Source organism: Kurthia sibirica, from assembly GCF_003143975.1.
GTDB classification, from domain to species: Bacteria; Bacillota; Bacilli; order Bacillales_A; family Planococcaceae; genus Kurthia; species Kurthia sibirica.
The window spans coordinates 1-23,275 of the sequence record NZ_QFVR01000014.1 but is presented as its reverse complement, the minus strand read 5'-3'; the positions used below and the strand labels follow the sequence as shown (position 1 = coordinate 23,275).

The window sequence follows — 23,275 nt, the reverse complement described above, 5'->3', positions numbered from 1 at the left end:
CATACCCTATAGGGGTATGCGTTTTTTAAAAATGAATAGCTACCTGAGAAGTGGTAGCTATTTCTTTTTAAGCAACGGTGTAACCTTCTTCAACAATTGCATTTTTAATTGACTCAACTGAAACTTGTGAATCGTCAAAAGCAACGTCTACCAAACCAGCGTCTAATGTTACTTTTACAGATTCAACACCATTTAATTCACCAACTGAACTTTCGACTGCATTTACACAGTGACCACAAGACATACCAGAAACCTGTAATTGAATTGATTGTGTCATCTTCAAACACTCCTTATTTTTTCATTAGTTTTTGCATTGTTACAACGAGTTCATCAAGGATCTCTTCATTGCCCTCTAATAATTGATTTTTTACACAACCTTTTAAATGCCCTTCAAATAATACTTTTGCAACAGAATTTAAAGCGGATTGAGAGGCTGCTAACTGTGTAATAATATCATCACAATAGACATCTTTTTCAATCATGCCTTTAATGCCTCGTATTTGTCCCTCGATTTTATTTAATCGCGTAACGAGGTTTTTTTTCACATGGTCTGGATGGTGACTTTTTCTTTCAGTACCACATTCATGTGTTGTTGTCATAGCATCTCACTCCCTATTGTTTACTAATAGATTAAGTGTATCATACCTATAGGGGGTATGCAAAAATCAGGTTTAGAGATAAAAGAATTTCTTGATACGCCTAATTTAGCATACTGCTATGGGGTATGCAAGTGACAGCGATGATCCAAAAGAAAACGTATACATATAACCGCCTTGTATGAAGGCATGCGAATAGCTTGTTGTCGACAAAGAAATGTAACAGTAATGTAAAATTCATAAAATGTTATAAAATTGATAAACAATTCGCCAATGAAAAATGGTATGATAGGTATGAAAAAAACTAGCAATGCTGTTTTGTAGAAGCAACATATTTTTGCCAATAAACGTCCAATAAAAAGTAAAGGTGTGAAAGTATGAAGAGAGAAGTAGATGTAACAAAAATCATTTCTAATTTAGCTAAAATTGGTGTGAAGGCAACAGCGACAAAGTCTCGCTTAGAATTACTTAAAGCACTCGCACCACCAAAAAGCAGTCCGCAAACACATAACTAGCCGATGAATACTTCGGATTACCGAAGTGTTTTAAGCTAGAACCTACATAAATAGATGATATGGCCTACAGCATTTGAAATTATTCGAATGCTGTTTTTTTGTTTTTCATAGGTTATAGGTAGAGCTGTAACGTCAAGCCTCACCAAAAAAGGCTATGAAATCACTGCGTGATTTCATAGCCTTTGGTTTATAGGTAGAGGTGTTAATCGTCTTTTGTGGTAAACATATAATCGCCATTTTCGTTTTGGATAGCGCCCATAATGCCGACGAGTAGCAGATTGGATAGCAGTGAACTACCACCATAGCTGAGAAATGGTAATGTAACACCTGTAACAGGTAATAGCCCCATAGTCATACCAACATTTTGGAAAACTTGGAATGTTAGCAAGCTAATAATCCCAGCCGTAATCAATGTAGTGTACTGAGATTTGTTGGCTAAAGATATTTGGACGAAACGGAAAATCAAGAGGAATAGAATAACTAAGACAAATGATGCGCCTACAAAGCCAATTTCTTCTGCAATATTTGAAAAGATGAAATCGGTATGCTTTTCCGGAATATAAACATTGTTATTGCCGAGACCTTTACCTGTTTCTTGGCCAGAGCCGATAGCCAATATTCCTTTCATCGTTTGGTAGGCGGAGTCACCGTAGTTAAATGGATCTAACCAACCACGAATACGTGACTGTTGGTGACCTGATAATAGAGTTAGAATATTTTTTTGGAAAAAGTCATTCATAAAGATGTAGATATATGCGATGACTGCCACAATTGAAACGGGTAAAGCCAAGACAGGAAGTAATATTTTTTTTGATATTTTTGAAAAGAACAACATGGGGAAAATCATAGCGAAATAAAGCATGATCATGCCGGTATCAGGTTGTCTATAAACGATTAATGTCGGAGGTAAAACGAGTAATAAAATTTTACCGATTAATAAAAAATCCATTTTAATTGATTTTATTGGGTAGCGTTCCGTATGCTTGACGATAATATGAGCTGTCAAAATGACGAAGGCAAACTTCATAAACTCAGAAGGCTGGAATGTACCGATGCCTGGTAGTTGGAACCAAGATTTTGCTTTATTAATAGGTCGTGCGATACTTTCAGGTGCAACGATTAAAAATAGCAGTGCTGCGAAAATGAAAATATAGACGCCCCAAGCAATATTTTTAAATTTACTAATATCAATTTGTGACAACACAATCATCATAAATAAACCAAGTAAGAAAAATGCAGCTTGCTTCACGATATAACTTTTTGGATTGTCGTATTGAGTAGAACCGTCAACTGCTGTATAAATAAACGTACAACTAATAATGCAAAGTATGACTAGGATGGCAATGATTTTACCATCTACTTTTATTTTCATAACAAAACCCCTAACATTGTAAACTAAATACTACGTGATGAAATATATGTAACCCTTATGAAGTTCCACTAAATGGGTTTTTTAAACAATAAAATACTTTATTTTCAAAGGGAATTCATTATTAGTATTGCGATATTCATTGTATCACGCTTCTTAACAAAGATGTGACGAAAACGAAACACAAATGTTTCAAATTTCGGTAATTAAACATATAATAAGGTTATGAAAAGAGGTGATCGACTTGTCGAAAAAAATGCGCAATGCCGACGATTTTATTAAGCATCTATATGTTCATATGAATGAACTGAACCAATTTGTTATTTTTAGTGGATTAACATTCCAAGAATTTGTTTCTTCAGTCGATCAGCTTGAGAATTTATTGCTATTAAAAAATGATAATGAAAATGAAGACGGCTCTTTTAATATGCATACGCGACTTGCGTTTGTAGAGGAATCAGATCTGACTAAATTTTCAAAAGTAATGAGCGATAAAAAAGGCGATTTATGTTGGATTGATTTTTCAGAAGAAAAAAAATTGAACTTATTAACGCCGCAAGAGCAAGCTGAGCTGTTATATATCGGGCATAAAAATGAACCGATACGTACGCCGTTTTATCATCAACTACAAAATCGTTTTGTCTATTTAGAGAAAAAAGATGACAGGGTAACGAAGGTGTATTTTAGAGAGTTAAATGATGTCAATGAATTGGTGATGACGTATTTTAATAATATTGTACAAGCTAAGGAGCGCGCTGCCTCATTTTGGCGTCGTAAACCAACGAGTTCAACACTGGCATTTAATTTTAAAAACTATGATGAAGTACGTGAAATTTTTAATGATGGTGTTTTATTATCCGTCTACCGAGTAGAAAAACCAAAAGTATCCTATATGCTTGAATTGCGTGATGTGCCTGAAATTAATTTCCCGGAAGAAATTTGGGATGACTTGAATACGATTTTAAAACGTCAACCGAATGTACTCGTTGAAGCAACGGTGAAAAAATAAATCAAATAGTATAAAAAGATGTCCGTTCGTCTATCTTCGAGCCGACATCTTTTTGCGTTGTCATGTTGGAAATAATCTATTTTCAAGAAAAAGTAATAGAAGTTCTTTGTTTTTTACGCCAAACGTTATGTACAGTGCTATTATATATATGTTATTTTGAAAGTTTGTAAACTGGGTATAGGAAGTTAAGTGGTTTTTTGCAACCTTTTTCTAATATGAATAGTCCAAATAAATTCAAAGATTTTTTATGAAGCTCGAAGATGATGAAATTGAATATGGAGGAATGAAAATGAAGAAAAAATTAGGTTTATTATATGGTGGCCAATCGGCAGAGCATGAAGTTTCATTATCAAGCGCTAAGGCGGTAACGGAAGCATTAAATTACGACAAATATGACATCGTACCAGTCTTCATTACACGTCAAGGTGAATGGATTAAAGGGGCTGTATTAACAGAGCCAGCTAAATCGATTGAAGCGTTGCAATTTAATATCGGAAAAGATGGTCAACATCACGATATTTCCAGTTTTTTAATGGCTCAAAAAGAACAGCCATTTGATGCAGTATTCCCTCTCTTACATGGTACATATGGTGAAGATGGAACGGTACAAGGATTATTGGAAGTACTTAATATTCCGTATGTAGGTTGTGGCGTACTTGCTTCATCTGCAGGTATGGATAAGGTTGTCATGAAGCAATTATTTGAAATTGCTGGATTAAACCAAGTACCATTTGTCTATTTTATTCGCAAAGAATGGCAAGCAAATCAGCAGGAATTGCTGGACGAAATGACATCAAAACTAACGTTTCCAATGTATGTAAAACCAGCTAATCTAGGCTCAAGCGTTGGCGTTAGTAAAGCATCTACAAAGGAAGAATTAATCGAAGCAGTAACGGTCGCTTTCAAATATGATCGTAAAGTAATTGTAGAAACAGGCGTAGTAGGCGATGAAGTTGAAATGGCGGTATTAGGCAATGATGAACCAAAAGTATCTGTCCCTGGCCAAATTAAAGCGACGACAGATTTCTATGATTATGAATCTAAATATCAAGATGGTAACACCGAGTTATTGATCCCAGCACCTGTGTCTGCAGAGGTCATTTCGACGATGAGTGATATGGCTATTCGTGCGTTTAAAGTATTGGATGGTAGCGGTTTAGTACGTGCAGATTTCTTTGTGACAGCAGATGAAGAAGTATTAATCAACGAAGTGAACACGCTACCAGGTTTTACACCGATGAGCATGTACCCGATTTTATGGGGAAATACGGGTTTAGCTTATTCAGATTTAATAGAAGAACTAATCAATTTAGCGATAGAACGCTTTGAAGAAAAACAACAACTTCATTTTAAATAAGGTGGCCAACTTTTAATGAAAAAGACAGTACAAGAAATCATGACATGGTTGCAAGTGGAACAACAACTTGTAACAAACCCGCTTATTACAGGTATTTCAATCAACACGAGAACGCTGCAAAAGGGCGACTTATTCATTCCTTTTAAAGGTGAACAAACCAATGGACATCACTATATTGCCCAAGCAATTGAGGCGGGTGCAAGTGCCACACTTTGGCAACGAGGTGAGGAGGGCGCTCCAGCAGATTTTCCAGTCATTTATGTAGAAGATGCAGAGCAAGCGTTACAACAAATGGCAGCGGCTTACCGCGATGAATTACGCGCGACATTTATCGGCATAACGGGTTCAAATGGTAAAACATCAACGAAGGATTTAGTAGCGGGTACTTTATCTGCTAAGTACAAAGTGCAAAAAACAGAAGGTAATTTCAATAATCAATTGGGTCTACCTTTAACTATTTTATCATTTGATGAAGATGTTGATTTTGCAATAGTAGAGATGGGGATGGATGGTTTCGGGCAAATCGAATTATTAACGACTTTAGCGAAACCTCATTATGCCATTATTACAAATATAGGCGAAGCACATATGGAAGCGCTCGGAACAAGAGCAGGGATCGCAACCGCTAAATTCGAAATTATCAAAGGTCTTCAAAAAGATGGTGTGTTATTTTATGATGGTGACGAGCCATTGCTACAAGATTTAGTGGCACAAACGCCTAGTTTGAAAACTGTGTCATTTGGCTTTGGTGCAAGGAATGATTTATTTGCGGATACGATTATCGGAGAAACGACTGGTAGTCGCTTTGATGTACATGGTCTAGTGGATGAGACGTTTAGCATTCAAGTACTCGGCAATCATCAAGTAAAAAACACATTGGCAGCAATCGGTATTGCACATGCGGTAGGGATGTCAATACTAGAGATTAAAACAGCTCTAAAAAATGTTTCATTAACGAATATGCGTATGCAATTAGTAAATGGACAACGCAATATACTATTCATCAATGATGCATATAATGCTGCCCCTACTTCGGTAAGAGCAGCACTGGAATTTATGAAGACAACTACACTACGTCCCGAAAAATGGCTAATACTAGGTGATATGTTAGAGCTCGGAGAAGATGAAATGGCCTATCATCGTGATTTAGCGACAGCGATTACGGCTGAAGATGCTACGTATATTTGTCTGTTTGGTCCACGTATGAAAGTACTTTATGAAGAATTACAGCGACGCTATCCTCATATAGATAGTATCTGGAGTGCAGATGATTATACACCGATTATCGATAAAATAGAGACATTTGCTAGCGATCAATCTATTATTTTATTGAAGGGTTCACGTGGTATGGCATTAGAAAAAATAGCACAGCGATTTATCTAATTAAAAAACCAGCAAATTGGGTATATACCAATGAGCTGGTTTTTTAATGGAGGTGAATCAAGTGCAAATAGGTGTACTGTATATTCATGGCTTCACGGGAAACACTTTAGAAGTGATGCCCATCGTAGAGTATCTTCAAGAAAAAGAGCCGCAATGGATTGTATCAGTACCAACATTAACTGGCCACGGTACCGAGTTGAGATTGCGTGGTGTCACATCACAGCATTGGCTACGCGATGTTGAGAACGCATATCGGCAGCTGCAATCGAAGGTTGATAAAGTAATCGTCGTCGGTTTTTCTATGGGTGGTATGTTGGCCATGTATTTAGCCTTACGCTATCCAGTAGAGAAATTGGTTCTATTAAGTGCCTCGGCAAAATATATTGCACCACGGCAGTTATTATTAGCGGCAGCTGAGCTTGTACGAAAAAAGAATCGTGACGATGAAAATGTCAAATTAGTTAAAAGCTATGCATATAAGTGGCGCAGTGTTACATTGCCATCTTTATTACAATTTTTAGATATTGTACATGTAGTGACACCTTATTTACAAAAAATTGATATACCGGTGTTTATTGTACAAGGTGAAAAAGATGGGATTGTACCAAAAAAGACGGCGGATTTTTTATATAATGAGCTTGGAACGAAGAAAAAAGAAATATATTTCTCTAAAAATGGATACCATCATATATGCTATAGCGACGACAGAAGTGCGTGGTTTCAAGAGGTTCACCGATTTATTTGTAATGAGTATAAAAAAACAGAATATTATGCCTGAATGTTATTTATTGCATACGGGACTATAGCGTGTTAGAATATTGAAAGCAATGGATACATTTTATTTGAAGGCTCTCCTAGAAGATGGGGAGTACTTTTTTTTGAACATTACGGTCGATTCTATGACCCGTTATAATAAGCAAGCAGTAGAATTGAACCGCTCGGCAAAGACCGGGCTTTATTTTATCTAAAGTTACTCTGTTTCTTCAGAGATATAATAGTTAAGGATTATTCCTAACATGAGGCTCGATTTGCCCTATTTTCATTTGAATATGTAACCATTTGTCAAATTCAAACACGAAAAAGGAGAATGAATTTTTTGACAAATTTTTCAGAACTAAATATTAGCGAAACAACAATGAAATCCCTTGAAAAAATGGGTTTCGAAACAGCAACACCAATCCAAGCAGGTACTATTCCTCTTGCATTAGAAGGTAAAGATATTATTGGACAAGCACAAACTGGTACTGGTAAAACAGTAGCTTTTGGTGTTCCATTAGTAGAAAAAATCGATACAAAGAATCAATCAGTACAAGCGTTAGTAATCGCACCAACTCGCGAACTTGCTATCCAATGTTCTGAAGAAATTCAAAAAATCGGTTACAACAAACGCGCTCGCGTTCTTACAGTTTACGGTGGTCAAGATATTAGCCGCCAAATCCGTGCTCTTAAAAATGGACCACAAGTAATCGTAGGTACTCCAGGACGTATTTTAGACCATATTAAACGTCGTACGCTTAAACTAGAAAACGTTCAAACGTTAGTATTAGACGAAGCGGATGAAATGCTTAACATGGGCTTCATCGAAGATATCAACACGATTTTAGAGAATGTTCCAGACGAACGTCAAACTCTATTATTCTCAGCAACTATGCCTCCTGCTATCCGTAAAATTGCGGATAAATTCATGCACAACCCTGAGAGTGTTTCAATTAAAGCAAAAGCTTTAACTGTTGACAACATCGAACAATTCTTCGTAAAAGCACAAGAACGCGAAAAATTTGATATCTTAGATCGTTTATTAAACGTTCACGCTCCAGAATTAGCTATCGTATTCGGTCGTACTAAACGCCGTGTAGATGAGCTTTCTCAAGCACTAACTGTTCGTGGATATAACGCTGAAGGTATTCATGGTGACCTTAGCCAAGCTAAACGTCTATCAGTTTTACGTCAGTTCAAAGAAAACAAAATTGACATCCTGATCGCTACTGATGTAGCTGCTCGTGGTCTTGATATCTCAGGCGTAACACATGTTTACAACTTTGATATTCCTCAAGATCCTGAAAGCTATGTTCACCGTATCGGCCGTACTGGTCGTGCCGGAAGAAAAGGTAAAGCAATCACATTTGTAACACCACGCGAAATGGGTTACTTACGTATTGTTGAAGAAACTACTAAAAAACGCATGACTCCTTTAGAGCCGCCTACAGCTAGTGAAGCTTTAGTTGGACAACAACAAGTTGCTGTTGAACAATTAGAAGCTTTAGTTGCTAAAACGACTCCAAGCGAGTACCGTGTAATGGCTGAAGAGCTATTATCTAAACTTGATGCTGTTGATTTAGTAGCAGCAGCACTTAAAACATTAACTAAAGAGCCAGATGATTCTCCAGTGAAAATTTCTGAAGAACGTCCTCTTCCATCACGTGGTGGACATGGCGGCGGCGGTGGCCGTGGTGGCAATCGTTCAGGTGGCGGCGGATACCGTGGCGGCAATCGTTCAGGCGGTGCAAGCCGTTCAGGTGGCGGAAGTCGTGATCGTCGTCCTTCTACTTCAGGCGCAAGCCGTGGTGGAGAACGTCGTGAAGGTTCATCAGATCGTCGTCCTTCATCATCAGATCGTCGTCCAGCTTCATCATCAGACCGTTCATCTAGCCAACGTCGCGAAGGTGGCGGTGGAGATCGTCGTCGTCGTGAAGGTGGCGGCGGAGAACGTCGTCGTCGTTCAAGCGAAGACTAATCTGCAACCAAATAGTAATTTCAAAACGCCCGAATGTTTATCATTCGGGCGTTTTTTTGTTGTAATCTAAGTCACTCAAAATCTATTTTGAGAATTTTTTGGACAGATGAAACTCTTTGAGGTAGTTTTCGTATAGTATTAAGAGGGAAAATAATACATCTATAGTGTGAGGAGGGAGAATATATGTATACAGAATTAAAAAATCAAATTGATCCAGCTGGTTTAAAAGTTTGGCGCATTCAAGCTATGATTAATGCATTCATATTTTTAATAGTCGTAATCGCTGTTTTTGTCTTAACTTATTTTTTTGATTTTTATAGTTGGATTCAATATACTTTATTGGGTATTTGGATTGTTAATTCATTTCTTACTATTTATTTATTCCCAAAAATTCGTTGGAATCGCTGGCGTTATGAAGTAAGAGAAGAGGAAATAGAAATTCAATCGGGCTTGTTCGTTGTTGAAAGAACACTTGTCCCCATGGTAAGAGTGCAACATGTTGAAACAGTTCAAGGTCCTATTTTAAAACGCTATAATTTAGCCATCATGTCCGTTTCGACAGCAGCTACCATCCATATGATCCCAGCTTTGCGCATAGAAGAAGCGGATGAGTTACGCGCTCGTATATCAAGGCTAGCGAGGGTGGCTGAAGATGATGTCTGAACAGCGAAATATACAAAGATTACACCCGGTATCAATCGTTGTGAATCTGATAAAAACGATTAAATCGATGATTATCCCATTGGTGATTATATTAGTAGGGCGTGGGTTTGAATATAGCTTAAATCCGACTAATGAAAACTATTACTCAACATTAATTTTTATAGGTGTCGGACTGCTCATCATAATCAGTGTTATTTCATTGGCGATCATACGTTGGCGGAAATTTGTTTATTGGTTTGAAGACGGAGAATTGCGGGTTGAGTATGGTTTAGTCATCACAAAGAAACGCTATATTCCCTTTGAAAGAATTCAAAGTCTAAATTATAAAGAAAGTATCTTTCACCGGCCATTAAAATTAGTCAGCGTAACCGTTGAAACGGCGAGTGATCAAAAGGATGCTGAAGCAGAGTTAACGGCCGTGAGTCGTCAGCAAGCGGAAGAAATCGAATACCAAATGGAAATTGCGAAACAGCAAACAATTGAAAATAATAAAGAGCCGCTTACTGAAAATCAAATAGAAAAGACAGTTATTTATAAAGTGAGCAATAAGGAGCTAATTTTATTAGCATCTACATCAAGTAGCATGGGGATATTGTTTTCTGCAATTGCAGCGATAGCTACACAATTTAATGAAATCATTCCATATGAAGAGATTTATGGTGAAATGCAAAATTTGATTAAGTTTGGTGTTTTATTTATTGTTCTCATTGTATTAGCGGTTGTTTTGGTATCCTGGTTCGTGGCAATTGCTATTTCATACTTCGCTAATTATGGTTTTCAAGTAATTGAAGAAGACAATAAACTCTTTATTTCAAAGGGGTTATTAGAGAAAAAACGCCTTACTGTTCCGATGAACCGGATTCAAGGAATTACGATTATTGAAAATCCAATTCGTCAAATCTTTGGTTATTGTCGTGTCGTATTAATAAGTGCGGGTGGTTCAGGTGAAAGCAATGAAGACAAAACAGTACTGCTACCATTCGTAAAAAAAAGCACTGCAATAAAAGTATTAGCGCAGCTATTCCCGCAATATAATTTACAACAAAATTATATCAAAGCACCGCGCAAGTCTTTGTTACGTTACTTATTAAAACCACAGTATTATTTTGCTATACCGATAGTCCTCTGTAGTATTTATTTTTATCCAATAGGTCTATTCAGTTGCGTAGTCATTCCACCCGTATTGTTGCTAACTTATTGGCAGTATAAAACAGCTGCTTTTTCAATAAATGGTTATCAACTGACAATGATTTATCGTTTGTTTAGTAAGCATACATTTATAACGGAGAAAAAAAGAATACAATCAATCACGCAAAAACAAAGTTTTTTTGCAGAGCGTAAAGATATTGCATCCGCAGTTGTGCATGTCATGTCAGGTAATTCTGGTGAACAGGCATACGCCAAACATTTTGATTTACATGAGATCGAAGAAATAATGGCATGGTATAAACCAAACCATTAAAAAACGGCCGAATCAGTAATTGATTCGTGCCGTTTTTTAAATTATGAAGATGATTTATCACGTTGTTTTTTCTGCCATCTCGCTATATTTTTAGGATGAAAGTTTAAAAATCCTAAAATCATACCAACTAGTAAGCCTGTAATATGTGCAGTGACATTTACATTTGGTTGGAGAAATGTCATGACGACTGAAATCACAACGATTGGTAAAATATATTGTCGTAATTGTGGCATGATTTTTCTCGTATAATAAACAAGTGCGACATATGCTCCAAAAATACCGAAAATTGCACCGCTGGCTCCAACTGAATTATAGTCGAGAGGTTGCGTAGCATAGGTGATGACATTGCCTAAAATACCAGAAACGATATAAATAGTGAAAAAGCGCATTTTACCTGCTATTTTTTCCAACTCTGGCCCGAAGACGTAGAGGGCAAACATATTAAACAGTAGATGCATAAAGCCCGCGTGAATAAAAACAGCGGTAATTAATCGCCAGTATTCCCCTTGGTCAATCATTAAATTTGAAGCAATACCATAATAAAAAATACGCGCTTCTATACTAGGTATAAGCCCAAGTAGATAGACGATTAAGTTAATGCCTATTAAAATAGAAATAACGGGGTAATAGCGAATATATTGCGAAAGATTTTCTTGTCGATTAAACATAAATTCACCTCATCGTGTAATATGAATATTATACATGCAACGCAGAACAGAAGGAAAGGAGAAAACAAGATGATTAAGGGTATTGGTTTAGATATCATAGAAATTTCAAGGATACGAAAAGCAAATGATATGAGCGATAAATTTAAAGAACGTATACTAACACCACGTGAGTTAGCTTTATTTAAGGAGTTAAAAACACGTCGACAATTAGAGTTTTTAGCTGGTCGTTTCTCAGCAAAGGAAGCCTATTCAAAAGCAAATGGTACAGGTTTGGGGCGTCATTGTAAACTCCAGGACATAGAAGTATTGCCAAATGAAAACGGACAACCCATTTTATATTTTAAAAAAGTAAGAGTAAACGGTTTTGTAAGTATTACACATTCAAAAGAATATGCAGCAGCACAAGTTGTTTTATTAGAAACAGGATTAATTTAGCAAAGATGGGGTAAAGATTATATACGTAGATTTTTATGCGGAATAACTTGAGATCATGTTTGCTCGCCCACTAATGAAGTTTATAATAGTAGGTAAAGACTTAGAAAAAAGAGGGACTAAACATGACAGGAATCAGTTATTTCAGACCAACACAAGCACGCATCGATTTGGATGCCATTCGAAAAAACATAGCAAAATTACGTCAACATTTGCATACAAATGTCGATATAATAGCGGTCGTGAAAGCGAATGCATACGGGCATGGCGATGTTGAAGTATCTAAAGCAGCGTTGCAAGCTGGGGCTACGACTCTTGCGGTTGCTACACCAGAAGAAGCGTTACATATTCGAGAGGCTATACAAGATGTACCAATTTTGATCTTAGGGGCAGTTCCAGTTGGATTTGTACCGTACGCAGCGAAATATCATATTACATTGACTGTATTTTCGGCGGAATGGATAGAAGAAGCACAGCGTAGCTATGAAGAATTAACTGAGCGAGTGCTCGTTCATCTTAAAGTGGATAGTGGCATGGGACGCATTGGTGTTCGGACAGAGTTGGAGCTTCAAAAACTAGCCAGTATAGTAGAACAATCAACTCTTTTTGATATTGATGGCATCTTCACCCATTTTGCTACTGCAGATGATGAAGATACAGCATATTATATCCAGCAAAAAGAGATTTTTATGCAACTCGTAGCTAGTTTACCTACGAAACCGCGAATTGTTCATGCTGCAAATACAGCCGCGTCATTGGTCAAAGAAAATGTCCAATTTGATGCTGTGCGTTTTGGCATCTCAATGTATGGATTAGCGCCGTCTCCTTATGTAGAACAACATTTACCTTTCGCACTTACACCAGCCATGACGCTAGCTACACAGCTCGTGCATGTGAAACGAATAAAGCGTGGAGAATCCGTTGGTTATGGGGCAGCGTACCATGCTGTTGAAGAGGAAGAATGGATTGGGACATTGCCGATTGGATATGCTGATGGTTTAAGAAGAGCTTTAAGTGGGCAAGATGTATTGATAGGTGGTCAAAGAGTGAAGATTATCGGTAAGGTTTGTATGGACCAAACGATGATCAAACTTCCTAAAAAGATGACAGTTGGTGAAGAGGTCATTCTCATAGGTAAACAGCAAAATGATGAAATACTTATGCAGGAATGGGCAGATAAGCTTCAGACGATTGTCTATGAAATACCATGTATGCTTACAGCAAGAATAGCAAGGGTTTATCGTCCGTAATAATCGTTTTTTCGACATGTTATAATACGTTATTTGTACTAACTTTCTGAAAAATTTATATTTAAATAGCGCAATACTTCTAAAAAATCTTCCCTTTCTAAGTTCTGAATGGTAATATGGGGTTAATTAGTGTATACGTTAGAGAAATATAGAACTTTTTTTGGAGGTGTGAGCTGTGGTGCAAAAAAACGTAAAAGAAGCCATTCTACAAATGCCAGCAAGTTTGTTCAACGACAAAATTGAACAAGCTTATCAACAAATCGTGTCTAGAAATGAAGAGAACTTATACGTTTCAACAAAGAGATTTAAGAAAATCGACCAAAAAATGATATGCGAGAAGCGATGGTTAAGGGATATGAGGAGATGTCTCAGATCAACTTAAGTATATGCAGCGAATGTTTACATTTGGAATATGAAGCTGATTATATGGTGGAGCGACTCGTTTGCGGAGGATGACAATTTGAACGTAAAACGTGGAGACGTTTTTTTGCTGACTTATCACCAGTTGTAGGGTCTGAACAGGGCGGTACTCGACCAGTTTTGGTAATCCAAAATGATATCGGCAACCGCTTTAGCCCGACGGTGATTATTGCGGCAATAACAGCGCAAATTCAAAAAGCAAAGTTACCAACTCATGTCGAAATAAATGCAAAGAAATATGGTTTTGAAAGAGATTCTGTTATTTTACTCGAGCAATTACGGACAATTGATAAGTCGAGGCTCACAGATAAAATTACACAACTGGATGCACCTTTAATGGAAAAAGTGGAAGAAGCTTTGGAAATTAGCTTAGGTCTTCTTAAATTTTAAAAAGCATACATACTTTTAAACATCAGAATTTTTATATCTGGTGTTTTTATTTTGCTAAAAAAGGTAATAGTACAGATAGTGTAATATAATGACTTTATAGTATGATTAATCCTTTTTAGTGGGGAAATGAAATAGTCCCTGTTTTTAGTGAGCTTAAAAGTGAATTTTCTGCCACTTTAATATACAATTATTAGTAGAAATGCATTAGGAGGGCTTTTATATTGGAAACTACATTAATAAAGTTCTTAAACGACAACAACAGTAAGATACATGACAGATGGACGTATTTATTACGACAAACTATTACAGAACTTTTTAGTAGTAAAATCCAACATGAGATTACAAAATCGATGTTAGTAAGATTACATGTCGTCATGCAAGGATTTTTACACAAGCATCAAAATAGAGTGCAATTAGCTACAGAGTTAGTATCGATTAATAAAAAAACAACGTTAATGATGTCTTTGGTTGAAATTTATGAAGCAAGTACATATGATATTCTACAACAAGATACACTATTAACGCCAAAAGACAAAGAGTATCTCCAACAACAAATCAAACAAGCAAAAACAGATGTATTGTTTAGTTATATTCAAATGATGGAAGATAAGCATTTAGCGACCATCCATAATCAAAGAAAAGCTTTGCAAGAACTATCCACACCGATTATGCCGGTCTTTGATCGTATTATTATCGTACCAATTATCGGAACAATTGATAGTGAACGCTCGAAACAGATGATGGAGAACGTTTTAAATGGCGTGATCGTATACAAGGCAGAAATTATTCTATTGGATATCACAGGTGTGCCGTTTGTTGATTCAAATGTTGCACAGCATATCGTGCATATGATCCGAGCGATACATATCGTAGGTGGGCAATGTATACTCGTAGGGTTTAGCCCTGAAATTGCCCAAACCTTTGTAACACTTGGTGTAGATTTGAAAAATATTAGGACGCTTGGAACACTGCAAGAAGGCGTGGAAAAATCTTTAGAACAAACGAATCGTAGAATTAGTGAGGTGCTATGATAATGGATACGGCGATACCAATTTTAAAGTTAAATGATTTTCTGATCGTGTCTATTCAACGTGATTTAGATGATCCAACAGCTTTACAATTTCAACAGGATTTATTGAGAAGGATACATGAAACATCAGCGAGAGGTGTAGTCATAGATTTAACGTCAATTGAATGTATCGATTCTTATATCGCAAGGATATTGGGTGATATTGTTCGAATGACATCTTTAATGGGTGCAAAAGTAGCAGTGACAGGTATTCAGCCGAGCATAGCGATTACATTAGTTGAGTTAGGGATTTATTTAGACAATGTTATTTCAGCCTTAGATTTAGAGAGCGGGTTGGAAAAACTCCAACGAGAATTGGGGGCGTAGCGAAATGGTAGATTCTTCAGTGAACATACTCACCGAGTGGGATATTGTTGAAGCACGCCAACTCGGACGCAATAAAGCAAAAGACATTGGTTTTGGTGCGGTCGATCAAGCGAGAATTACAACAGCAATCAGCGAACTGGCACGTAATATCTATCTATATGCTGATGGAGGTACGATTGTGATCGAAGAGTTAAAACTCAATGATCTAGTCGGTATAAAAATTACAGCAGAAGATAAGGGACCCGGTATTCAAGATATACGACTTGTTATGCAAGATGGTTATTCAACTTCACAAGGTCTTGGAGCAGGCTTGCCAGGAGTTAGAAGATTAATGGATGAATTTGATATCAATACGATCGTCAATGAAGGTACGGTCGTTAGCATAATAAAATGGCTCCGGTTGGGAAGTGATTAGGGCGTGACTAATGAAATTAAAAAACAATATTCGATGCTCCTCGGTCAATATTTAAAATATCAAACAGAACGAAATTTATATTTAGGGCAAAATTTTAGTCGCAGACTCGTACAAAAAAATATTACACCTGAGGAAGTAATCAGTATCCATAAAGATTCTTTAGAAGAAATTTATTCTTTTGGAAATGAATTTACTGATGATATGCGCAATGCGCTGGATTTTTTAACAGAATTTATGATTCAATATGGTTTAGCACTACGTGAACATAAAATTCTTTTGAAAAATCAAGAGGAAATGGATCATGAATTGGAACTAGCTGCCAATGTCCAAAAAACGATGTTGAAAACAACCATCCCAACAATTGACGGCTTAGCTATTGGTAGCATATCGATCCCTGCACGAAAAATGAATGGTGATTATGTTTATTTTCAAGGGGATGGCAAACGCTTTGTTGGTGTTGGCGTTGCAGATGTAGTCGGTAAAGGGATACCGGCAGCTCTTTGTATGTCGATGGTCAAAAATGGTTTAGATACTTTAGGGCAGCCAAGTATCAGCCCTTCGTATGCATTGGATGTGCTCAATCGCATCGTCGAAAAAACAGTGGATGACAATATGTTTATTTCGATGTTTTATGGACGCTATGATGTGGCGCAATCGATTTTTACCTATGCTTCGGCTGGGCATGAGCCTGCTTTACTCTACAAAGCAAAGGAAGAAATCTTCATCGAGTTAGAATCAGAAGGCTTGTTATTAGGTGTTTTACCAGATGTCCATAACTTAGAAAAAACATTGTATTAGAAAAAGACGATATGATTATTATTGTGACAGATGGTGTGACAGAATGTAGAGTAGATGACCGCTTCATGGAAAAATCCGAATTGACGGATCTAATTTATAAGCATAAAGAAAAAAAACCGCAGCAATTAGCAGAAGCTATTTTTCATGAAATTGAAAAATTATCTCATTTCAATAAGCTATCAGATGATTTAACGTTTGTCGTATTGAAAAAGGAAGATTGATGTTTGAAAGTCGCTGGAAAAAGGTAAATAGTAATAAAGATTGTAAAAAAATTGGGGTGCTAAATATGAACTTTAAGATAGATGTAAATTCAGATGCAAATAAAGTAGTAGGAACAGTTAGTGGGGAAGTCGATGCTTTTACTGCACCGAGCCTTAAAGAACAATTATTAGCGGTAGATATCAACAAAGGTTTATTAGTAGAGTTGAATCTGTCTGAAGTAAGTTATATGGACAGTACGGGTTTAGGTGTGATTGTAGCGTTTTATAAAAATATCACTGCAAATGAAGCGAAATTAGTATTATCTGGTTTATCTCAACGGTTACAACGACTTTTTGATATCACAGGTCTGAGTGGTGTAATCCATATAGAGAAAGAAGGAGCTGTGGGCGATCATGAAAGAATTTGACTACTTTGAAATGCGAGTACCTTCAAAAACACAATATGTTGGAATAGCTCGACTTGCTATTTCAGGATTAGCAAACCGTTTAGGATTTTCATATGATGATATTGAAGATTTAAAAATTGCTTCAAGTGAAGCGATTACAAATGCCATTCAACATGCTTATTCTGAGGGAGATCTTGGGGAAGTGGTAGTTGGCTGTGCGGTGTATTCAGATAAACTAGAAATTATGGTAGCTGATTACGGTAAAAGTTTTGATTTTGAAGAAGTGAAAGAACAGGTTGGACCTTACGATGAAAATACAAATGCTGAATTTATTCGTGAGGGAGGGCTCGGCTTATTTTTAATCGAAAGCTTAATGGATGAAGTTAAAGTTTTAAATGATAATGGTGTAACAGTTTTCATGACAAAATACGTTGCACGAGAGCAGGTGAAGGAGTATGTGGAAACGGACACCTTCTAGGTCTGCTTCAAAGGAACAGGTATTTGAATGGATTCAACAATATCAAGATACTGCCGATGATGAGGCTCAAACAAACCTAGTATTACATTATCAATATTTAGTAGAGTCAATTGCACGTAAATATTCAAATGGGCGTTCATACCACGATGATATTGTGCAAGTGGGTATGCTTGGCTTACTCGGGGCTATTCGACGTTTTGACCCTTCTTTTGGTCGTAGTTTTGAAGCGTTTGCTGTACCGACAATTATTGGTGAAATTAAACGCTTTTTACGTGATAAAACGTGGGATGTGCATGTTCCACGACGTATCAAAGAGTTGGGACCGCGTATAAAAGCGACGGTTGAACTATTAACGACAGAGCTTCAGCGCTCGCCGCTTGTAGCAGAAATAGCAGCACATTTAGAAGTAAGTGAAGAAGAAATTTTAGAAGCGATGGAAATGGGTCGTAGCTACCAAGCCTTATCAATGGACCATTCCATCGAATCTGACTCAGATGGTAGCACGGTAACATTATTTGATGTTGTCGGCCGCGATGATGAGGAGTATGAGAAAACAAATCGTCGTATGATTGTTGCGGATGCTATGAGTGTGTTATCTGAACGAGAGAAACAAATTATTCAACTCACGTATTTAGAACAACTCAGTCAAAAAGAAGCAGGGGAGAAATTAGGTATTTCTCAAATGCATGTATCAAGACTTCAGAGAAAGGCCATCAAAAAACTCCAACAAGCGATTATTTCATCTGGAGGTGTATAGAATATGAAAAAAGATGGCAGAAATGATTTCATACAATATACAACACTATTACATGCCAAAAACAATGCCGCTGTGAGCGGCGATGCATTTAGTATAGTTCTAACTGACGATAGTTTTGTTGCGGTATTAGTAGATGGTTTGGGTAGTGGCATTGAAGCCAATGTTTCCGCCAAAATTGTTACTGAAGAATTGGAACGGGACCCGACATGTGGTTTGGATGATATTCTACAAAGAAGTAATGCTCGGATGCTAGGGAAAAGAGGTGCTGTAGCAGCGGTAATACGTATTCGTTTTCAACAGCAAATAATTGAGTTTTCTAGCATCGGAAACATTACTTGTAAGATTTTTAGACAGTTGCCTAAAAAGATTATTTATCCAAGGCGTACTGTAGGTTATTTATCAGGCGTAGAGCAAGGCTTTTTTATTCAGGCGGTTGAATATTATTCAGGCGATTCATTTATACTACATACAGATGGTATAGAAATAATAGAAGCGGGTACTCTTTTCTCAGAGGAAGAATTCATTAAGTTTCAATATGGACAATCCACAAATTTAAAACTTCAAAATGACGATGCAAGTTTTATTGCTGGGCGCCTATTCTAAGCAGAATGGGCTTTTTTTATTGGTGAATGGTAAACTGGGAATAGTAGTAAAAGGGGGCATTTACATTGGAACAACAGCAGGTATTAAAAATGATTGCAACAGAATTGGCAATCAGACCTAATCAAGTGAAGCAAGTAATTGAATTATTAGATGAAGGGAACACAGTGCCTTTCATTGCACGTTATCGTAAGGAAGTAACTGGTTCGCTAGATGAAGTACAAATAAAAGATATTGAAGATCGTCATCATTATATTCAACAACTCGAGCAACGGAAAACAGAAGTGATCCGACTAATTGATGAACAAGAAAAACTCACGGAAGATTTACAAAAGGCTATTATGGCAGCAACTGTATTAAAAAAAGTTGAAGATTTATATCGCCCATACAAACAAAAACGTAAAACAAAAGCAACTGTTGCAAAAGCAAAGGGGTTAGAACCTTTAGCAGATTGGTTAACAGCTCTACATAAAGATGATCCGCTAGCAGAAGCGCAAAAATATGTAAGTGGAGAAGTAACAGGTGCTGAAGAAGCATTGCAAGGAGCAAGTGATATTATTGCAGAGCGTTATGCAGATGAACCGACAATGCGTGATCAAATCCGTAAAATCACTTGGCAACAAGCAAAGATAACGACGGTTGTCAAAAAACAGCAAGATGATGAGAAATCTGTTTTTGAAATGTACTATGATTATGAGGAACCGGTATTGAAGATTGTTCCGCACCGTATCTTGGCGATAAATCGTGGTGAAAAAGAAGATATTTTAAAAGTAACGATTACAACGCCAGTTGATCGTATTCATCAAGTGATGCGCCAAAAATGGATTGTTACTAGTCAATCACCGAGTGCAAGTTATTTAGAATCAACCATTATTGATAGTTATAAACGACTTATAGAACCATCGATTGAACGTGAAATTCGTGGTGAATTAACAGAAAAAGCCGAAAATCAGGCTATTCATATTTTCTCTGAAAATTTAAAAAATCTTCTTCTTCAGCCACCTTTAAAAGGTAAGTATGTACTTGGTCTCGATCCAGCATATAGAACAGGTTGTAAACTAGCTGTCGTGGATGATACGGGGAAATTACTTGAAATCTCAGTGATTTATCCACATCCACCAAAAGCAAAACTAGAAGCAGCGAAGGAAGTATTTTTGAAAATTTTACAAGACTATCCAATCGATATTATTGCGATAGGCAATGGTACGGCATCGCGTGAATCGGAAACCTTCGTGGCAGAAACATTAAAAGACAGTGCTAGCAAAGCAGCTTATGTCATCGTAAATGAGGCGGGGGCAAGTGTGTACTCAGCATCTGAAGTGGCACGTGATGAATTTCCCGACCTTCAAGTGGAACAACGTAGTGCTGTTTCAATTGCACGCCGCCTTCAAGATCCATTAGCAGAATTAGTGAAAATCGAACCAAAAGCTGTCGGTGTAGGACAATATCAGCATGATGTCACACAGAAAAAATTAATCGCTTCATTAGATTTTGTCGTAGAAACGGCAGTTAACCAAGTAGGTGTTGATGTAAATACAGCATCATCGTCTTTATTACAACATGTATCGGGCTTATCAAAAACAGTGGCGGAGAATATCGTCAATTTGCGTAGTGAAAATGGGCGTTTTACCGCAAGAACACAGTTGAAAAAAATTCCGAGATTGGGTGCAAAAACATATGAACAAGCAATTGGTTTTTTACGTATCACCAATGCGAAGAATCCATTAGATGGAACAGGTATTCATCCGGAAAGCTATACGTTAGCAAAAAATATTTTACAACAGGTATCTTTAAAAACAGCAGATATTGGCACGAAAAAAGCAGAAGAGGCGTTGGCATCTCTGACAATTGCAGAGCTAGCGGCTGATAATGCAGTCGGTGAAATTACCATCAAAGATGTTTTGGACATGCTGATGAAACCGATGCGTGATCCACGTGACGCATTTCCACAACCATTGCTTAAAAAAGATGTTTTGAAAATGGAAGATCTTCAAATAGGAATGGAACTACAGGGTACTGTGCGAAATGTTGTTGATTTTGGTGCATTTGTTGATATTGGCGTAAAGCAAGACGGTCTTGTTCATATTTCAAAATTAAAAAAAGGATTTGTTAAACATCCATTAGATGTAGTAGCGTTAGGTGATATTGTTACAGTGTGGGTAGATCAAATTGATGCCCAAAAAGGAAGAATTGCATTAACGATGTTAGAAAAGACAACGGAATCAACAAAATAAATGGTCTTGTAAGCCTGAGACAAACGTGTTTTCAACAGAGAAAATCCCGTATGATTTTTCGAAATCATACGGGATTATTCATTTCAATCCATTTTCGCTTCGAAAAACGCTTTCCGCGGACATAGCTTCAAACGCCTCGTGTGGGGTTTTCTGTGCGTTCAATTGATTTGATGATTCGTATGGGAGACATACTAATTTTGTTCTGTCCCAGGCTCTTTTTATTTTATAGTAAGATAGAAAGAAGTGAATAAAATAGCAGAAAGAGGGGATCTAAATGACAGATGAAGAACTTACTGATATAACAAAAGCTATATCAATAGAATACTTTTATAAACCGTTTAATCATTTGGCCTATTTTAATAGTCGATTGAAAACAACAGGTGGTCGCTATTTATTGCGCACACATAACATTGATATTAATCGGGCCCATTATAATCATTTTGGTATGGAGGAACTGATTGGCATCATCAAACATGAACTTTGTCATTATCATTTACATATAGAAGGAAAAGGTTATAGACATAGCGATAAAGATTTCAAAGAGCTGCTAAAAAGGAGCGGTTCACCTCGTCACTGTTCATCTTTACAAACAGTAACTTATTATCGCTATGAATGCGAAAAATGCCATTTGATTTATCAAAGAAAGAGAAAGGTAAATACGGAGAAATACAGTTGTGGCAAGTGTTCAGGACGTATATTGAAAAAAGATTAAAGTTTTTGTAGAAAAACTATTGACGTTTTAATAAAACCTCTCTATAATAGTAAAAGTCGACAAGGTGATCAAACATCTTAGACATCATAATTATTCCGTTGTAGCTCAGTTGGTAGCAGCATCTGACTGTTAATCAGAGGGTCACAGGTTCGAGTCCTGTCAACGGAGTTTCTGGCCCCTTGGTCAAGCGGTTAAGACACCGCCCTTTCACGGCGGTAACACGGGTTCGAATCCCGTAGGGGTCACCATTTTTATATGCTTCATACTGGTCTGGTAGTTCAGCTGGTTAGAATGCCTGCCTGTCACGCAGGAGGTCGCGGGTTCGAGTCCCGTCCAGACCGCCAGTTTTAATTTAATATTGGGGTATAGCCAAGCGGTAAGGCAACGGATTTTGATTCCGTCATGCCCTGGTTCGAATCCAGGTTCCCCAGCCATTTTTATTTCCCACGAGTCATTAGCTCAGTTGGTAGAGCATCTGACTTTTAATCAGAGGGTCGTAGGTTCGAATCCTACATGACTCACCATTTTATTTAAAAAAGTTGTTGACAAACAATTTTAAGGATGCTATACTAATAAAGTATTCGTTAAGTAAAGTGCGGCCGTGGCGGAATGGCAGACGCGCTAGGTTGAGGGCCTAGTCGAGTAAAATCGGTGGAGGTTCAAGTCCTCTCGACCGCACCAAAATATTTTTCAATTATAATATGCGCCCATAGCTCAATTGGATAGAGCATCTGACTACGAATCAGAAGGTTGGAGATTCGACTTCTTCTGGGCGCACCATAAAATCTTTTTAAACATAATAATGCGGGTGTAGTTTAGTGGTAAAACCTCAGCCTTCCAAGCTGATGATGAGGGTTCGATTCCCTTCACCCGCTCCATGAACTTTGAAAACTAAACAAGCAATGAAGTTAATCAATATAAAGTCTTACAAACTTTAATTAGTGCGTAAGCAAACGAAGACATTCTATTCGTAGAATGTCGTTATCGAAAGATAACGCTAGCAAAGCAAATGAGCTTTCAAACACTTTTA

25 protein-coding genes, 8 tRNA genes and 2 pseudogenes are annotated in these 23,275 nt (G+C 37.2%); 31 read left to right on the top strand and 4 right to left on the bottom strand.

Features of this window, described 5'->3' with window-relative positions:
• Nucleotides 1-67: 67 nt before the first annotated feature.
• Nucleotides 68-277 (bottom strand): copper chaperone CopZ, encoded by a 210-nt coding sequence (copZ, locus tag DEX24_RS10840; protein ID WP_109306445.1) that lies wholly within the window; start codon nucleotides 275-277, stop codon nucleotides 68-70.
• 13 nt (nucleotides 278-290) lie between these two features.
• Nucleotides 291-599 (bottom strand): metal-sensitive transcriptional regulator, encoded by a 309-nt coding sequence (locus tag DEX24_RS10835; protein ID WP_109306444.1) that lies wholly within the window; start codon nucleotides 597-599, stop codon nucleotides 291-293.
• A 374-nt stretch (nucleotides 600-973) separates the two neighbouring features.
• On the opposite strand from DEX24_RS10835, the gene DEX24_RS17215 reads away from it, so the two are divergent.
• On the top strand, nucleotides 974-1,111 hold the full coding sequence (locus DEX24_RS17215; RefSeq protein WP_170112916.1) for an Lmo0850 family protein: 138 nt from the start codon (nucleotides 974-976) through the stop codon (nucleotides 1,109-1,111).
• 202 nt (nucleotides 1,112-1,313) lie between these two features.
• Here DEX24_RS17215 and DEX24_RS10830 read toward each other — a convergent pair whose 3' ends face one another.
• Entirely contained in the window at nucleotides 1,314-2,483 is a 1,170-nt protein-coding gene (locus DEX24_RS10830) for an FtsW/RodA/SpoVE family cell cycle protein (protein ID WP_109306443.1), read from the bottom strand.
• 232 nt (nucleotides 2,484-2,715) lie between these two features.
• On the opposite strand from DEX24_RS10830, the gene DEX24_RS10825 reads away from it, so the two are divergent.
• From DEX24_RS10825 to DEX24_RS10795, 7 genes are all read left to right on the top strand, one after another.
• Entirely contained in the window at nucleotides 2,716-3,489 is a 774-nt protein-coding gene (locus DEX24_RS10825; protein ID WP_307725562.1) for a hypothetical protein, read from the top strand.
• 289 nt (nucleotides 3,490-3,778) lie between these two features.
• Nucleotides 3,779-4,846 (top strand): D-alanine--D-alanine ligase, encoded by a 1,068-nt coding sequence (locus DEX24_RS10820; protein ID WP_109306442.1) that lies wholly within the window; start codon nucleotides 3,779-3,781, stop codon nucleotides 4,844-4,846.
• 15 nt (nucleotides 4,847-4,861) lie between these two features.
• Nucleotides 4,862-6,229: a UDP-N-acetylmuramoyl-tripeptide--D-alanyl-D-alanine ligase gene (locus tag DEX24_RS10815; RefSeq protein WP_109306441.1), complete on the top strand. Its 1,368-nt coding sequence runs from the start codon at nucleotides 4,862-4,864 to the stop codon at nucleotides 6,227-6,229.
• A gap of 61 nt (nucleotides 6,230-6,290) precedes the next feature.
• Nucleotides 6,291-7,007 carry an alpha/beta hydrolase gene (locus DEX24_RS10810; RefSeq protein ID WP_109306440.1) on the top strand — a complete coding sequence of 239 codons (717 nt, stop codon included), beginning with the start codon at nucleotides 6,291-6,293 and terminating at the stop codon, nucleotides 7,005-7,007.
• Between the two features lie 318 nt (nucleotides 7,008-7,325).
• Nucleotides 7,326-8,963 carry a degradosome RNA helicase CshA gene (cshA, locus tag DEX24_RS10805; RefSeq protein ID WP_109306439.1) on the top strand — a complete coding sequence of 546 codons (1,638 nt, stop codon included), beginning with the start codon at nucleotides 7,326-7,328 and terminating at the stop codon, nucleotides 8,961-8,963.
• A 183-nt stretch (nucleotides 8,964-9,146) separates the two neighbouring features.
• Nucleotides 9,147-9,626, top strand: coding sequence for a PH domain-containing protein (locus DEX24_RS10800; RefSeq protein ID WP_109306438.1), 480 nt, complete (start codon nucleotides 9,147-9,149; stop codon nucleotides 9,624-9,626).
• Nucleotides 9,619-11,088: a PH domain-containing protein gene (locus DEX24_RS10795; protein WP_170112915.1), complete on the top strand. Its 1,470-nt coding sequence runs from the start codon at nucleotides 9,619-9,621 to the stop codon at nucleotides 11,086-11,088. Before DEX24_RS10800 ends, DEX24_RS10795 begins: the two co-directional genes overlap by 8 nt.
• 41 nt (nucleotides 11,089-11,129) lie before the next feature.
• Here DEX24_RS10795 and DEX24_RS10790 read toward each other — a convergent pair whose 3' ends face one another.
• Entirely contained in the window at nucleotides 11,130-11,756 is a 627-nt protein-coding gene (locus DEX24_RS10790; protein ID WP_109306436.1) for a rhomboid family intramembrane serine protease, read from the bottom strand.
• Nucleotides 11,757-11,825: 69 nt separating this feature from the next.
• On the opposite strand from DEX24_RS10790, the gene acpS reads away from it, so the two are divergent.
• From acpS to DEX24_RS10680, 23 genes and pseudogenes are all read left to right on the top strand, one after another.
• Nucleotides 11,826-12,191 carry a holo-ACP synthase gene (gene acpS / locus DEX24_RS10785; protein ID WP_109306435.1) on the top strand — a complete coding sequence of 122 codons (366 nt, stop codon included), beginning with the start codon at nucleotides 11,826-11,828 and terminating at the stop codon, nucleotides 12,189-12,191.
• Between the two features lie 122 nt (nucleotides 12,192-12,313).
• The gene (gene alr / locus DEX24_RS10780) at nucleotides 12,314-13,438 is read left to right on the top strand and encodes an alanine racemase (RefSeq protein ID WP_109306434.1); all 1,125 of its coding nucleotides are present in this window, start codon (nucleotides 12,314-12,316) and stop codon (nucleotides 13,436-13,438) included.
• Between the two features lie 211 nt (nucleotides 13,439-13,649).
• Nucleotides 13,650-13,894: pseudogene (locus tag DEX24_RS17830) on the top strand (transcriptional regulator).
• Nucleotides 13,895-13,898: 4 nt separating this feature from the next.
• Nucleotides 13,899-14,248, top strand: a pseudogene (locus DEX24_RS10770) (type II toxin-antitoxin system PemK/MazF family toxin).
• A 221-nt stretch (nucleotides 14,249-14,469) separates the two neighbouring features.
• Nucleotides 14,470-15,279 carry an STAS domain-containing protein gene (locus DEX24_RS10765; protein WP_109306433.1) on the top strand — a complete coding sequence of 270 codons (810 nt, stop codon included), beginning with the start codon at nucleotides 14,470-14,472 and terminating at the stop codon, nucleotides 15,277-15,279.
• 2 nt (nucleotides 15,280-15,281) lie between these two features.
• Entirely contained in the window at nucleotides 15,282-15,644 is a 363-nt protein-coding gene (locus DEX24_RS10760) for an STAS domain-containing protein (RefSeq protein WP_109306432.1), read from the top strand.
• 4 nt (nucleotides 15,645-15,648) lie between these two features.
• Nucleotides 15,649-16,059 carry an anti-sigma regulatory factor gene (locus DEX24_RS10755; RefSeq protein ID WP_109306431.1) on the top strand — a complete coding sequence of 137 codons (411 nt, stop codon included), beginning with the start codon at nucleotides 15,649-15,651 and terminating at the stop codon, nucleotides 16,057-16,059.
• A 3-nt stretch (nucleotides 16,060-16,062) separates the two neighbouring features.
• Entirely contained in the window at nucleotides 16,063-16,857 is a 795-nt protein-coding gene (locus tag DEX24_RS10750; protein WP_346215039.1) for a PP2C family protein-serine/threonine phosphatase, read from the top strand.
• A gap of 11 nt (nucleotides 16,858-16,868) precedes the next feature.
• Nucleotides 16,869-17,078 (top strand): SpoIIE family protein phosphatase, encoded by a 210-nt coding sequence (locus tag DEX24_RS17770; RefSeq protein WP_346215037.1) that lies wholly within the window; start codon nucleotides 16,869-16,871, stop codon nucleotides 17,076-17,078.
• A gap of 65 nt (nucleotides 17,079-17,143) precedes the next feature.
• Nucleotides 17,144-17,485 (top strand): STAS domain-containing protein, encoded by a 342-nt coding sequence (locus DEX24_RS10745; RefSeq protein ID WP_109306503.1) that lies wholly within the window; start codon nucleotides 17,144-17,146, stop codon nucleotides 17,483-17,485.
• Nucleotides 17,472-17,942 (top strand): anti-sigma B factor RsbW, encoded by a 471-nt coding sequence (gene rsbW, locus DEX24_RS10740; RefSeq protein ID WP_109306430.1) that lies wholly within the window; start codon nucleotides 17,472-17,474, stop codon nucleotides 17,940-17,942. The genes DEX24_RS10745 and rsbW overlap by 14 nt, the downstream gene beginning before the upstream one ends.
• Entirely contained in the window at nucleotides 17,920-18,699 is a 780-nt protein-coding gene (sigB, locus tag DEX24_RS10735; protein WP_109306429.1) for an RNA polymerase sigma factor SigB, read from the top strand. Before rsbW ends, sigB begins: the two co-directional genes overlap by 23 nt.
• A 3-nt stretch (nucleotides 18,700-18,702) precedes the next feature.
• Nucleotides 18,703-19,302, top strand: a complete 600-nt coding sequence (locus DEX24_RS10730; RefSeq protein WP_109306428.1) for a SpoIIE family protein phosphatase — start codon at nucleotides 18,703-18,705, stop codon at nucleotides 19,300-19,302.
• Nucleotides 19,303-19,367: 65 nt separating this feature from the next.
• Nucleotides 19,368-21,533, top strand: coding sequence for a Tex family protein (locus DEX24_RS10725; RefSeq protein WP_109306427.1), 2,166 nt, complete (start codon nucleotides 19,368-19,370; stop codon nucleotides 21,531-21,533).
• A 274-nt stretch (nucleotides 21,534-21,807) separates the two neighbouring features.
• Nucleotides 21,808-22,245: a SprT family protein gene (locus DEX24_RS10720; RefSeq protein ID WP_109306426.1), complete on the top strand. Its 438-nt coding sequence runs from the start codon at nucleotides 21,808-21,810 to the stop codon at nucleotides 22,243-22,245.
• A gap of 94 nt (nucleotides 22,246-22,339) precedes the next feature.
• Nucleotides 22,340-22,413, top strand: a tRNA-Asn gene (locus DEX24_RS10715).
• 5 nt (nucleotides 22,414-22,418) lie between these two features.
• Nucleotides 22,419-22,493, top strand: a tRNA-Glu gene (locus DEX24_RS10710).
• Nucleotides 22,494-22,512: 19 nt separating this feature from the next.
• Nucleotides 22,513-22,589: transfer RNA gene (locus tag DEX24_RS10705), tRNA-Asp, on the top strand.
• Between the two features lie 15 nt (nucleotides 22,590-22,604).
• Nucleotides 22,605-22,679: transfer RNA gene (locus DEX24_RS10700), tRNA-Gln, on the top strand.
• A 14-nt stretch (nucleotides 22,680-22,693) separates the two neighbouring features.
• Nucleotides 22,694-22,769 (top strand) — tRNA-Lys (locus DEX24_RS10695).
• A gap of 71 nt (nucleotides 22,770-22,840) precedes the next feature.
• A tRNA-Leu gene (locus tag DEX24_RS10690) sits at nucleotides 22,841-22,926 on the top strand.
• Between the two features lie 22 nt (nucleotides 22,927-22,948).
• Nucleotides 22,949-23,025, top strand: a tRNA-Arg gene (locus DEX24_RS10685).
• Nucleotides 23,026-23,049: 24 nt separating this feature from the next.
• Nucleotides 23,050-23,123: transfer RNA gene (locus DEX24_RS10680), tRNA-Gly, on the top strand.
• The last annotated feature ends 152 nt before the right edge of the window (nucleotides 23,124-23,275 follow it).